This window comes from Pseudonocardia spirodelae, from assembly GCF_037727765.1.
Taxonomy (GTDB): Bacteria; Actinomycetota; Actinomycetes; order Mycobacteriales; family Pseudonocardiaceae; genus Pseudonocardia; species Pseudonocardia spirodelae.
Genome location: NZ_JBBJUP010000024.1, coordinates 1 through 12,163, shown reverse-complemented (window position 1 = coordinate 12,163; position 12,163 = coordinate 1). Strand labels below are relative to the sequence as shown.

Annotated in this window: 14 protein-coding genes; 8 read left to right on the top strand and 6 right to left on the bottom strand. The window is 75.1% G+C overall.

Features of this window, described 5'->3' with window-relative positions:
- Positions 1 to 18 precede the first annotated feature (18 nt).
- Positions 19 to 1,803: a 3-hydroxyacyl-CoA dehydrogenase family protein gene (locus WJX68_RS23065; RefSeq protein ID WP_340294610.1), complete on the top strand. Its 1,785-nt coding sequence runs from the start codon at positions 19 to 21 to the stop codon at positions 1,801 to 1,803.
- Positions 1,804 to 1,822: 19 nt separating this feature from the next.
- Positions 1,823 to 2,140: a hypothetical protein gene (locus WJX68_RS23060; protein ID WP_340294608.1), complete on the top strand. Its 318-nt coding sequence runs from the start codon at positions 1,823 to 1,825 to the stop codon at positions 2,138 to 2,140.
- Between the two features lie 37 nt (positions 2,141 to 2,177).
- Here the strand turns inward: WJX68_RS23060 and WJX68_RS23055 are convergent, their stop codons facing one another.
- From WJX68_RS23055 to mce, 3 genes are all read right to left on the bottom strand, one after another.
- Positions 2,178 to 3,461 carry a coiled-coil domain-containing protein gene (locus WJX68_RS23055; protein WP_340294606.1) on the bottom strand — a complete coding sequence of 428 codons (1,284 nt, stop codon included), beginning with the start codon at positions 3,459 to 3,461 and terminating at the stop codon, positions 2,178 to 2,180.
- Between the two features lie 132 nt (positions 3,462 to 3,593).
- Positions 3,594 to 4,925 (bottom strand): crotonyl-CoA carboxylase/reductase, encoded by a 1,332-nt coding sequence (gene ccrA / locus WJX68_RS23050; protein ID WP_340294604.1) that lies wholly within the window; start codon positions 4,923 to 4,925, stop codon positions 3,594 to 3,596.
- A gap of 193 nt (positions 4,926 to 5,118) precedes the next feature.
- Positions 5,119 to 5,577: a methylmalonyl-CoA epimerase gene (mce, locus tag WJX68_RS23045; RefSeq protein ID WP_340294602.1), complete on the bottom strand. Its 459-nt coding sequence runs from the start codon at positions 5,575 to 5,577 to the stop codon at positions 5,119 to 5,121.
- 139 nt (positions 5,578 to 5,716) lie between these two features.
- Here mce and WJX68_RS23040 point away from each other — a divergent pair, with 139 nt between their 5' ends.
- Together WJX68_RS23040 and meaB are read left to right on the top strand one after the other, a co-directional pair.
- A complete protein-coding gene (locus tag WJX68_RS23040; protein ID WP_340294600.1) occupies positions 5,717 to 6,904 on the top strand; it encodes an acetyl-CoA C-acetyltransferase in 1,188 nt (395 codons plus the stop codon).
- Between the two features lie 81 nt (positions 6,905 to 6,985).
- Positions 6,986 to 7,945 (top strand): methylmalonyl Co-A mutase-associated GTPase MeaB, encoded by a 960-nt coding sequence (gene meaB / locus WJX68_RS23035; protein ID WP_340294598.1) that lies wholly within the window; start codon positions 6,986 to 6,988, stop codon positions 7,943 to 7,945.
- A 61-nt stretch (positions 7,946 to 8,006) separates the two neighbouring features.
- Here meaB and WJX68_RS23030 read toward each other — a convergent pair whose 3' ends face one another.
- Positions 8,007 to 8,813, bottom strand: a complete 807-nt coding sequence (locus WJX68_RS23030; protein ID WP_340294596.1) for a hypothetical protein — start codon at positions 8,811 to 8,813, stop codon at positions 8,007 to 8,009.
- A 91-nt stretch (positions 8,814 to 8,904) separates the two neighbouring features.
- Here WJX68_RS23030 and WJX68_RS23025 point away from each other — a divergent pair, with 91 nt between their 5' ends.
- On the top strand, positions 8,905 to 9,090 hold the full coding sequence (locus tag WJX68_RS23025; RefSeq protein ID WP_340294594.1) for a hypothetical protein: 186 nt from the start codon (positions 8,905 to 8,907) through the stop codon (positions 9,088 to 9,090).
- A 5-nt stretch (positions 9,091 to 9,095) separates the two neighbouring features.
- Here the strand turns inward: WJX68_RS23025 and WJX68_RS23020 are convergent, their stop codons facing one another.
- Positions 9,096 to 9,599 (bottom strand): MarR family winged helix-turn-helix transcriptional regulator, encoded by a 504-nt coding sequence (locus WJX68_RS23020; protein WP_340294592.1) that lies wholly within the window; start codon positions 9,597 to 9,599, stop codon positions 9,096 to 9,098.
- Between the two features lie 65 nt (positions 9,600 to 9,664).
- On the opposite strand from WJX68_RS23020, the gene WJX68_RS23015 reads away from it, so the two are divergent.
- On the top strand, positions 9,665 to 9,979 hold the full coding sequence (locus tag WJX68_RS23015; RefSeq protein ID WP_340294590.1) for a thiamine-binding protein: 315 nt from the start codon (positions 9,665 to 9,667) through the stop codon (positions 9,977 to 9,979).
- On the top strand, positions 9,976 to 10,737 hold the full coding sequence (locus tag WJX68_RS23010) for an alpha/beta fold hydrolase (protein WP_340294588.1): 762 nt from the start codon (positions 9,976 to 9,978) through the stop codon (positions 10,735 to 10,737). Before WJX68_RS23015 ends, WJX68_RS23010 begins: the two co-directional genes overlap by 4 nt.
- Positions 10,738 to 10,910: 173 nt before the next feature.
- Here the strand turns inward: WJX68_RS23010 and WJX68_RS23005 are convergent, their stop codons facing one another.
- The gene (locus WJX68_RS23005) at positions 10,911 to 11,156 is read right to left on the bottom strand and encodes a hypothetical protein (RefSeq protein WP_340294586.1); all 246 of its coding nucleotides are present in this window, start codon (positions 11,154 to 11,156) and stop codon (positions 10,911 to 10,913) included.
- A gap of 327 nt (positions 11,157 to 11,483) precedes the next feature.
- Here WJX68_RS23005 and WJX68_RS23000 point away from each other — a divergent pair.
- Positions 11,484 to 12,163: thioredoxin domain-containing protein (locus WJX68_RS23000; protein ID WP_340294584.1), on the top strand; the 680-nt coding region annotated here is incomplete at its 3' end.

Here is a 12,163-nt window from a genome sequence, read left to right as displayed (position 1 = left end):
GAACCAGGAGGTTCCAGCGTGGCACGCGAGATCCGGACCGTCGGCGTGGTCGGCCTCGGCACCATGGGCGCGGGCATCGTCGAGGTGTTCGCCCGCAACGGCCTCGAGGTGATCGCCGTCGAGCGCGACGACGCCGCCGGCGAGCGCGGCCGGGCCCACCTGTCGGCCTCCACCGGCCGCGCCATCGAGCGCGGCAAGCTCACCCAGGAGCAGGCGGACGAGCTGCTCGGGCGCATCACCGTCACCACCTCGCTGTCGGACCTGGCGCCGTGCGCGCTGGTCGTCGAGGCGATCCCGGAGAGCCTGGAGGCCAAGGCGCAGGTCTTCGCCGAGGTCGACAAGGTCGTGGCCGAGGACGCGATCCTGGCGTCGAACACCTCCTCGCTCTCGGTCACCGAGCTGGCCGTGCGCACCACGCGCCCCGGCAAGGTCGTCGGGATGCACTTCTTCAACCCGGCGCCGGTGCAGAAGCTGGTCGAGGTCGTGCGGACCGTGGTGACCGAGCCCGACGTCATCTCCGACGTGCAGGCCTTCGCCGCGTCGCTGGGCAAGGTCCCGGTCGTGATCGGCGACCGTGCCGGGTTCATCGCCAACGCGCTGCTGTTCGGCTACCTCAACCACGCGGCGAAGATGTACGCCGAGCGCTACGCCAGCCGCGAGGACCTCGACGCGGGCATGCGCTACGGCTGCGGCTACCCGATGGGCCCGCTGGCCCTGCTCGACCTCATCGGCCTCGACACGGCCTACGAGATCCTCGAGACGATGTACCGCGAGTCGCGCAACCTGATGCACGCGCCCAACCCGGTGTTCAAGCAGATGATCACCGCGGGCCTGCTCGGCCGGAAGACCGGGCGCGGCTTCTACACCTACTCCGCCCCGCACAGCTCGACCGTCGTCGCCGACGGCGAGACCCCCGCCTCGGCGGTGCCCGCGGACGTCACGCTGCGCGAGGTGCGCCGGGTCGGCGTCGTCGGGACCGGCACCATGGCCTCGGGCATCGTCGAGGTGTTCGCCAAGGCCGGCTACGACGTCGTCGTCCGCGGCCGCAGCGAGTCCAAGGTCGAGGGTTCGATCGCGCTGGTCAAGAAGTCGCAGGACAAGGCGGTCGCCCGCGGGAAGGCCACCGAGGCCGACCGCGACGCCGTGCTGGGCCGGATCACCGGCACCACCGCGCTGGAGGACATGGCCGACGTCGACCTGGTCGTCGAGGCCGTCGCCGAGGAGCTCGACGTCAAGCGGGCGATGTTCGGCGCGCTGGACGAGATCTGCAAGCCGGGCGCGATCCTGGCGACCACGACGTCGTCGCTGCCGGTCGTCGAGTGCGCCGCGGCCACCCGGCGCCCCGGCGACGTCATCGGGATGCACTTCTTCAACCCGGCGCCGGTGATGAAGCTGGTCGAGGTCGTGTCGACGATCGGCACCGACCGCTCCGTCGCCGCGACGATCCTCGACGTGTGCCAGAAGCTGAAGAAGGTGCCGGTGAGCTGCGGCGACCGGGCCGGCTTCATCGTCAACGCGCTGCTCTTCCCGTACCTCAACGACGCGGTGAAGATGCTCGAGGCGCACTACGCCACCGCCGACGACATCGACGCCGCCATGAAGACCGGCTGCGCGCTGCCGATGGGCCCGTTCGAGCTGCTCGACGTCGTCGGCCTGGACGTGTCGCTGGCGATCGAGCGCTCGCTCTACTCGGAGTTCCGCCAGTCCGGGTTCGCCCCCGCGCCGCTGCTGGAGCACCTGGTGACCGCGGGCCGGCTCGGGCGTAAGACCGGTCACGGCTTCCGGGACTACACCTCGCGGTAGGTCTTGCGACACTGGTCGCATGGCACGTGGACGCGGCAGACGGCCCCGCCCCTCGGAACGGGGGCGGGGCCGTCCCGTCGCGCCGCCGCTCGGTGGCGGGATCATCACCGGCGTCGAGTCCGGCCGCGACGGCGAGTGGTTCGTCCGCCACGTCCCCGGCGGGAGCACGGTCAAGCACTACCGCTGCCCGGGCTGCGACCAGGTCCTGCCGTCGGGCACGCCGCACGTGGTGACCTGGCCCGCCGACGACCACGGCGGCGTCGAGGACCGCAGGCACTGGCACCGCCCCTGCTGGAACGCCCGGGACCGGCGGCGGGCCGGGTTCCGGCGGCACTGACCCGCTCCCGGGCGGCCGCGGCGGCGCCCGGCCGGGGTCAGCGGCTGCGGGCGGTGCGCTTGCCGTAGCTGTTCGTGCCGCGGGCCCGCGGCGAGGGACGGGTGCGGTCGGCGGGGCCCTGCGGTCCCGGCCCGGCGGGCGCCGCGGCGTCGCCCCGCTCCGCCACCGGTTCCGGGGCCGGTGCGGGCTCGGCCGCCTCCGGGGCGGGCCGCCCGTTGTGCCCGGGCGCCCCGGCGGGGACCGGGCCGGTGCCCGGCGCGGCCGGTCCGGCGGGGAGCTCCCCGAGACCGTGGCCCGCGTCGAGGTCGTCGGCGCCGGAGTCGATGAGCGCCCGGGCGGCACGCAGCTGCTCGGCGACGCGGCCGCGCAGCGCGGTGAGCTGCTCGAGCCGCCGCTGCGCCTCGGCGACGGTCTCGGCGGCCTCCTGGCGCGCGTCGGAGCGGATCTTCTCGGCGTCGGTGCGGGCCTGCTCCAGGTCGCGGCGGATGCGGTCGTCCGCCTCCCGCTCGCGGCGGGAGATGACGCTCTCGAGCTCGTCGCGCTCGGCGGACAGCGAGCTCAGCGCCTCGGCGCGGCGCTGGTCCATCGCGATCCGGAAGTCGTGTTCGACCTGCTCGCGGTTCTCCCGCGCCGCGGTGTCGGCACGGGTGATCCGCTCGGTGACGGTGCGCTCGGCCTCGGCGAGCTCGCGCTCGGTGCTGCTGCGCTGCTCGGCCAGCGCCCGCTCGGTGGAGTCGCGGAGCTCGGCGACCTCGGCCTCGGTCGTGCGCCGCCGCTCGTCGAGCTCGGTGCCGGTGCGCTCGCGCAGCTCGGCCAGCTCGCGTTCGACGCGGGCCTGCTTCTCGTCCACGGCGCGCTCGCGCTCGGCGCAGCGGCGCTCGGCCTCCGCGGCGCGGGCCTCGGCGTCGGCGGTGAGCTGCTCGGCGCGGGCCCGGGCGTCGGTGACGACGGCACGGGCGTGCTCCTCGCCCTGACGGCGCTGCTCGCCGATCTCGCGGTTCGCCCTGGCGTGCATCTCGGCGACCTCGTCCTCGGCGAGACGCAGCATGGAGCGGAGCCGCTCGCTCATGCCCTGCACGCTCTGCGGGGGCCCGGCCAGCCGGTTGACCTGCTGCTGCATGGCCTCGGAGCGGGTGCGCGCGTCGTCGAGCTCGCGGCTGAGCCGGGTGTTCTGGGCGACGGCGGCGTCCCGGTCGGCGGCCAGCATGCGGACCTCGGCGTCGAGCCGGCGCAGGTGGCTGTCGACCTGCGCCTGGTCGTAGCCCCGGCGCCCGATCGAGAAACCGGTCCGGGGTACGGGTACGTCGTGGTCACCGGCCATGCCGCCACCGTACCGCCGAGGGCGTTCCGCAGCCGTGAGTTCGCCACCCGGCGTCACAGGCGTCACCCCGGGGTGGACAGAGGGCCCGTCCGTGTGACACGGACGGGCCCTCGGCACTGCGGACAGCGCTGGTCAGACGCCCCGGAACCGGTTGATACCGGCCAGGTGACGCTCGCGCTTCTCCGGGTTCGTGACGCCCAGTCCCTCCTCGGGCGCCAGCGCCAGCACGCCGACCTTGCCCTGGTGCAGGTTCTGCTTGACGTCGTTGGCGGCCTGGCCGGTCTCGGCCAGCGGGTACACCTTCGACAGCGTCGGGTGGATCATGCCCTTGGCGACGAGCCGGTTGGCCTCGTAGGCCTCGCGGTAGTTCGCGAAGTGCGAGCCGACGATCCGCTTGAGGTTCATCCACAGGTAGCGGTTGTCGAACTCGTGCATGTAGCCCGAGGTCGAGGCGCAGGTGACGACCTGGCCGCCCTTGCGGGTGACGTAGACCGAGGCGCCGAAGGTCTCTCGGCCCGGGTGCTCGAAGACGATGTCGGGGTCCTCGCCGCCGGTGAGCTCGCGGATCTTCGCGCCGAGGCGCTTCCACTCCCGCGGGTCCTGGGTGTTCTCGTCGGACCAGAACTTGTAGCCCTCGGCGTTGCGGTCGATGACCAGCTCCGCGCCCATGTCGCGGCAGATCTGGGCCTTCTCCGGGGAGGAGACGACGCAGATCGGGGTGGCGCCGCCGTTGAGCGCGAACTGGGTCGCGTAGGAGCCCAGGCCGCCCGAGGCGCCCCAGATCAGCACGACGTCGCCCTGCTTCATGTCGGCGCCGTTCTTGCTCACCAGCTGCCGGTAGGCGGTGGAGTTGACCAGGCCCGGGGACGCGGCCTCCTCCCAGGTGAGGTGGTCCGGCTTGGGCATGAGCTGGTTGGACTTGACCAGGGCCAGCTCGGCGAGGCCGCCGAAGTTGGTCTCGAAGCCCCAGATGCGCTGCTCCGGGTCCATCATCGTGTCGGAGTGCCCGTCCGGGCTCTCCAGCTCGACCGACAGACAGTGCGCGACGACCTGGTCGCCGGCCTTCCAGGCGTTGACGCCCGGCCCGGTCTTCACGACGACGCCGGCCAGGTCGGACCCGACCACGTGGTACGGCAGGTCGTGGCGCTTGGTGAGCGGCGAGAGCTTGCCGTAGCGCTTGAGGAAGCTGAACGTCGAGACCGGCTCGAAGATCGAGGTCCAGACGGTGTTGTAGTTGATGGCGCTGGCCATGACGGCCACGAGCGCCTCGCCCGGGCCCAGCTCGGGGACGGGGACGTCCTCGACGCGCAGGCTCTTGCGCGGGTCCTTCTCCTTGGTGGTCAGACCCTCGAACATGTCGGCGTCCTCGGCCCGGACGGTGACGCCCTGGTAGCTCTCGGGCACCTCGAGCCCGCCGACGTCGGCGAACTGTCCGGCGAGGATGGCGTCGCGGATGTCCTTCACTCGTGGCCTCCGATGGCGACGTTGTCAGGGGAGCCGGGTGCGTGCACCCGGTCATGCTTGGGATACCGCAAGTTACTGCGTAGTATGTTAACCGGTGGATGCCGTCGGCAGTGATACCCGATCGGCGCTTCGTGAGCGAGGCCACCGGACGGCGTACTGTGCTTCCGGTCAGCCCGGGGCGGCACGCCCGCGCTCAGTGCGCGCCGGCCGCCGGCTCGACGAGCTCGACGAGCACGCCGCCCGCGTCCTTCGGGTGCACGAAGTTGACGCGCGAGTCCGAGGTCCCGCGGCGGGGCTCGTCGTAGAGCAGGCGCAGCCCCTTGGCGCGCAGCGTGTCCGCGGCGGCGACGACGTCGGTCACCCGGTAGGCGACCTGCTGCAGGCCCGGCCCGTTGCGGCCGATGAACTTCGCGATCGTCGAGTCCTCGTTCAGCGGGGCCAGCAGCTGCACCTTGGTCGCGCCCGCGGCCTCGCCCGGTGCGCCCAGCATCGCCTCGCGCACGCCCTGCTCGTCGTTGGTCTCGGTGTGCACCGCGACCAGGCCCAGGTTGTCGGCGTACCAGCGGATCGCCTCGTCCAGGTCCGGCACCGCGATGCCCACGTGGTCCACGGCCACGACCAGCTGCGACAGAGCGTCCTCGGTTGTCGTCATGGGGGCAGAAGGTACCGGTTCTACTCGCCAGTAGGCTCCTGTGCCGCTGGTCACCCCCACCGTTCGGTGCGTCCGGACGGGCGCATCGCGTGGGTATGGTGGCCGCCCATCCTGTCAACGATGCCTGCTGGAGGACCCCGTGTCCGGAACCGTGATCGTCGCCGGCGCCCGCACGCCGATGGGCCGCCTGCTCGGCTCGCTGAAGGGGTTCTCCGGAGCCCAGCTCGGTGGTGTCGCCATCAAGGCCGCCCTGGAGCGGGCCGGTGTCGCGCCCGAGCAGGTCCAGTACACGATCATGGGGCAGGTCCTCACCGCGGGCGCCGGGCAGATCCCGGCCCGGCAGGCCGCCGTCGCCGGCGGGATCCCGATGGACGTCCCGGCCCTGACCATCAACAAGGTCTGCCTGTCCGGCGCCGACGCCATCGCACTGGCCGACCAGCTGATCCGCGCGGGCGAGTTCGACATCGTCGTCGCCGGCGGCCAGGAGTCGATGACCCAGGCCCCGCACATGCTCGGCAAGTCCCGCGAGGGCACCAAGTTCGGTGACACCACGCTGACCGACCACATGGCCTACGACGGCCTGTTCTGCGCCTTCGACCAGGTCGCCATGGGCGCCTCGACCGAGAAGCACAACGCGCGCTACTCGCTGACCCGCGAGGAGCAGGACGCGTTCTCCGCGCGCAGCCACCAGCGGGCCGCGCGCGCCGCGTCCGACGGCACGTTCGACGCCGAGATCACCCCGGTCGAGATCCCGCAGCGCAAGGGTGACCCGATCGTGTTCGCCACCGACGAGGGCGTGCGCGGCGACACCACCGCCGAGGGGCTCGGCAAGCTCAAGCCGGCCTTCGCCGCCGACGGCACCATCACCGCGGGCTCGGCCTCGCAGATCTCCGACGGTGCGGCCGCGGTCGTCGTGATGAGCAGGGCCAAGGCCGAGGAGCTGGGCCTGGAGTGGATCGCCGAGATCGGCGCGCACGGCGTCGTCGCCGGTCCGGACGCCTCGCTGCACGAGCAGCCGGCCAACGCGATCGCGAAGGCGTGCGAGAAGGAGGGCATCCAGCCCGCCGACCTCGACCTGGTCGAGATCAACGAGGCGTTCGCCGCGGTCGGCATCGTCTCGGCCCGCAAGCTGGGCATCGACGAGGACAAGGTCAACGTCGACGGCGGTGCCATCGCCCTCGGCCACCCGATCGGCATGTCCGGTGCCCGGGTCGTGCTGCACCTCGCGCTGGCCCTCAAGGCCCGCGGCGGCGGGGTCGGCGCGGCCGCGCTCTGCGGCGGCGGCGGGCAGGGCGACGCGCTGATCGTGCGCGTGCCGAAGTCCTGACCCACCCCTGACGAGTGAGTGTCGGCCCCCGCCGCGTGGCGGGGGCCGACGCGCATCCGCCCCCGGAGAGGAGCTCCGACCGTGCCCGGACCGCCGGACCCCCGCGACCTGGTCGAGCGCGCCCGCGCGGGCGAGCAGCTGGCCGTCGCGCGGCTGATCTCGATGGTGGAGAACTCCGGCCCGCAGCTGCGCGAGGTCTCCGCGGCGCTGTCCCCGCACACCGGTCGGGCGCACGTGGTCGGGCTGACCGGCTCACCCGGGGTCGGCAAGTCCACGTCGACCTCGGCGCTGGTCACCGAGCTGCGGGGGCGCGGGCGGCGGGTCGGGGTGCTGGCGGTGGACCCGTCGTCGCCGTTCAGCGGCGGGGCGCTGCTCGGTGACCGCGTGCGGATGGGCGAGCACGCCGGCGACGACGGCGTGTTCATCCGCTCCATGGCCACCCGCGGGCACCTGGGCGGCCTGTCCTGGGCGACCCCGCAGGCCCTGCGGGTCCTCGACGCGGCCGGCTGCGACGTCGTGCTGGTCGAGACCGTCGGCGTCGGGCAGTCCGAGGTGGAGATCGTCGGGCTCGCCGACTCGACCGTCGTGCTGCTCGCCCCGGGCATGGGTGACGGCATCCAGGCGGCCAAGGCCGGGATCCTGGAGATCGGCGACGTGTTCGTGGTCAACAAGGCCGACCGCGAGGGCGCCCGGCGCACGGTGCGCGAGCTGCGGAACATGCTGCACCTGCGCACCCCCGACGGGCCCGAGCCGTGGGAGCCGCCGGTGCTGTCGACCGTCGCGTCGCGGTCGGAGGGGATCGACGCCGTCGCCGACGCGCTGCAGGAGCACCTCGCCTGGGCGGAGAAGTCCGGCGAGCGCGCGCGCCGGCGCCGCGAGCGGGCCCGGCGCGAGATCGAGGCCATCGGGATGGAGCAGGTCCGCGCCCGGATGGAACGGGTCCGCGGGGGCGACGCGCTCGACACGCTGACCGCGCGGGTGCTCGAGGGCGGGCTCGACCCGTGGGCCGCGGCCGACGAGCTGCTGGAGCAGTCGGGCTGAGGTGGCGGGGCGGCGCACCCGCCGCCGGTCGTCCCGGTCGTCCCGGTCGTCCCCGGCCCGGTCAACCCGGACGGACCGCTCCGGCCGGGGTGTCGTCGCCGGCGGTGCGTGGCCCGGCGGGGCCGTCGTCGCCCGTGGTCCGCAGGCCGGCCGGTGCGCCGTGCACGTCCGGCCCGCCCGGTGGCGGGTCCGCCGCGGCCAGCGCGGCCCGCAGGAGCTCCCGGCGTGCCCGGGCCCCGGCCACCACGGTCGCGTCGCCCGCCCGCAGGCCGGCGGTCTCGGCCTCGAGGTAGGCCTCCCAGGCCCGGTCCGGGGCGCCGTCGTCCCGGGCGTGGTCCCCGGCCCGCAGCGCGGCGACGGCGAGCAGGCCGGCCAGCGCGGCCACCACGGCGGCGCCGGTCGCGTGCGCGGCGAGCCCGCGCAGCTGCCCGCGCACCGCCGCCACGGCCTCGGGCGCGCCGATCCGGTCGTCCAGCCCGGCCGTCGCGGCCCACTGGTCGCGCAGCAGCGCCAGCTCCGGCCCGCCGACCGCGGCCGCGCGGGCCAGCGCGGCCCGCAGCCGGTCCGCCCCGTCGACGGCCGGTCCGGGTTCGAGGCCCAGCGCGGCCGGGGAGTCCCCGTAGAGCTCCGCGAGCAGCGCCCGGTGGGCCGGGTCGGGGGTGGCGTGGCCGTTCTCCCAGCGGGACAGCTGGGTCTTCAGGCTCGCCGCGCGGGCCGAGCCCCCGCGGCCGGCGGCGAGGCCCGCCAGCGCCCGCGCGGCCTCGGCCTGGGACCAGCCGCGGCGTCGCCGTGCCGCGCGGAGCCCGCCGCCGGACCCGCCGGCCGGTTCCGCGGGACCGCGGCCGGGCTGCGGGTCCGGTGCGCTCACGGACCGATCCTGTCGGTGCCCCGTCGTACTGTCAACGCTGTTGCCGCAACCCGCGTCAACCCCCGCCGTGCCGACCATCCGGAGCGTTCCCGTGGACCTCGTCGACTACCTCGCCTGCGTGGGACTGTCCGGCCTCAGCGGCGCGCTGGCCGGGCGCGTCACCGTGCGCCGGATGCTGCGTCCACGCCCGCGCCGCGGCTCGGTGATGCGCAGCTGGCCGGGCCCCGGCGGGCATCCGCCGGGCGGGCCGCCGCCCCGGCGCGGGGGGCGGGCGTGAGGGTGTCAGTCGAAGTCGCCCGCGGCCCGGCGCACGGCGCGCAGCAGCGTGGTCAGCTGCTCCTGTTCGCCCGCGTCGAGGCCGCTGAGCCCGAAGTCGATGGCGGTCACGGCGTCGGTGGCCTTCTCCAGGCGCGCGCGGCCCTCGACCGTCAGCTCGACGAGCGTGGCGCGCCGGTCGGTGGGGTGGGGCAGCCGGCGGACCAGGCCGTCGCCCTGCAGCCGGTCGACGATGTTGGTCACGCTCGTCGGGTGCAGCTGCAGGCGCTCGCCCATCACCCGCATCGGGAGGCTGCCGCGGCGGGCGAAGTCCAGCAGTACCAGCGCCTCGTACCGGGCGAAGGTCAGCCCGTGCGGCCGCAGCGCGCCGTCCACCTGGGACAGCAGGATCTGCTGCACGCGCATCACGCTGGTGACCGTCGCCATCGTGCGTGCCGGGCCGACCCGCTCCTCCCACAGGTCGGCGGCGCGCTGGATCGGGTCGAAGGGCAGCGACCCGCGGGATGTCATGGACCGACGCTAGCAAGCGGCTGCGCCGCACCCGGTCCGCGCGCCGGTCGTGGCACGGTGTCGGCATGCTCTTCGCCTTCAGCATCGCCCCGTCCGGTTCGGACTCGGGCGACGGCAGCGTCAGCGCCGCCGTCGCCGAGGCCGTCCGGGTCGTCCGCGCGTCCGGCCTGCCCCACGAGACGACCTCGATGTTCACCACCATCGAGTCCGAGACCTGGGACGAGGGCATGGCCGTGGTCAAGCGCGCCGTCGAGGCGGTCTCCGCGGTGTCGCCGCGGGTCAGCCTCGTCCTCAAGGCCGACATCCGGCCCGGGCACCACGGCCAGCTGCGGGCCAAGGTCGAGCGCGTCGAGGAGCACCTGCGCGGGGGTGCCTCGTGAGCCCCGCGCCCGGCCCGGCCCGGGTGGTGCTGGTCCACGGCGCGTGGCACCGCGGCGGCAGCTGGGCCCCGGTCGTCGCGGCGCTGGCGGAGCGGGGGATCGCGGCGGTCGCGCCGGACCTGCCCTCCGACGTCGCCGGGACCGGCCACGACGAGCTGGTCGCGGCGGTCGTCGCGGCCGCGGACGGCGCCGGTCCGGTCGTGCTGGCCGGTCACTCGCTGGGCGGGCTCGTCGCCCCCGTGGCCGCGGCGGCGCTGGGGGAGCGCGTGCGGTCGCTCGTCCTGGTCGGGGCGCTGGTGCCCGAGCCGGGCCGGCCCTACCGGGACCGCATGCGCGCCGAGCGCGACCTGATGGTCGCGGGCTACGACGCCGGGGTCCGCCGCGGTGAGGGCGTCACGACGTACTGGCCGGACGCGGCGACCGTCGCCGACGGTCTCTACCGCGGTGTCGCCGAGGAGCTGGACGCGGCCGGGAGCGGTGCGGCCGGGAGCGGAGGCGCCGGGGCGGTCGCGACGGCGGCCGCGGAGCTGCGCCCGCAGGACTGGAGCCTGCTGGCCGAACCCTGCCCGCTGACGTCGTGGCCGGGGGTGCCGACGGTGTCGGTCGTGTGCACCGGGGACCGGGTGGTCGACCCGGACGCGGGGCGGCGGGAGGCGGCGCGGGTCGGGGCACGGGTGGCCGACCTCGCGGGCGGGCACTTCCCGATGCTGACGCGTCCGGACGAGCTGGCCGGCCTGATCACCGGCGAGGCCCGCTGACCGGCGCCCGCACGGGGCCGCGGCCCGCGACGACGACGGCCGGTGGCGGGAGTCCCGTCACCGGCCGTCGGGCGCCGGGGTTGCGGCGCGCTGCGCGCCCCCGGCGTCGTGTCGTCGGTCGCGGCCGGCCGCCCGGTGTGGCCGGACGGTGCCGCGTACGGCGGAGGAGCCGCTCAGCCCGCCATGATCGTCGAGAAGTAGTACACGCCCGCGAGGATGCCGACGAAGCTCACGGCCATGCCGATCTGGGCCGGCGTGGCCAGACCCGGCTTGCGGTAGGCCAGGAAGCCGGTGACCAGACCCGCGGCACCGAGGATCCAGGCGGCGATCGGCACGAGGAACGCGGCGATCGCCACGATGCCCAGGCCCAGCGACAGGTAGGCCAGGGTCGGCTTGTCGGTCGTCTGCATGTTGCTCATCGGGTGGAGCCCTCCGTTGTGCGCCGGGGGTGCCGGCGGTCGTTCGTCTCGGGGTGGGGACCGCGGGCGGGAGGCCGGGGGAGCCCTCCCCGCCACGATCACGCAGAGTCACCATCGAGGCCCTGCACGGTGTTCAACGAGTGACCGCGGCCGGTGTTGCTCCGCCGGTCCGGTGATCGTCGACCCACCGTGGGCCCGCCGCCCCGGACGGTGACCGCCGCGCGCGCCCGCGCGAGCGGGCGGGGCGCGTCACGCCGCAGGTGGGGACGTGCCAGGATGGACGGCGTGTCTCGCCCAGATCCTCGTCAGGCGGCCCAGCGTGCGGCGATGTCCTCGGCCATGGCCGGGGCGGTCGACCTCTCCGGTCTGAAGGCCCGCGCCGACGCGGCGAACCGGCCGGCCCCGGCCGGCGGCGCCGCCGGTGCCCCGCCCGCCCCCGGTGACGGTGGCGGCCCCTGGGTCGTGGACGCGACCGAGCAGGGCTTCCAGAACGAGGTGCTGGAGCCGTCGCTGCAGGTGCCGGTGGTCGTCGAGCTGTGGGCCAGCCGCTACCCGCGCGAGGAGCAGCTGTCCGCCGAGCTCGAGCGGCTCGCGACGGCCGGTGGCGGCGCCTGGCGCCTGGCGCGCGTCGACATCGACACCCAGCCCCGGGTCGCGCAGGCCTTCGGCGTGCAGCAGGTGCCGATGCTCGTCGTGCTCGTCGGCGGCCAGCCGGTCGACGCGGTCAACGGCGCCGTCCCCGACGACCGCGCCGCGGAGTGGGTGCAGTCCCTGCTGGACGCGCTGCGCGACCGGATGCCGGCGATCGCCGAGGGCGAGCGCCGGGCGGCCGCGGCGGGTGGCGACGAGCCCGTCGAGGAGCCCGAGGACCCGCGCTTCACCGCCGCCGAGGACGCCCTGGAGCAGGGCGACTACGCGGCCGCCGAGGCCGCCTACCAGGCCGTCCTGGACGCCGAGCCCGCCCACGAGCAGGCGAAGGCCGCGCTGGCCCAGGTCCGCGTCCTGGC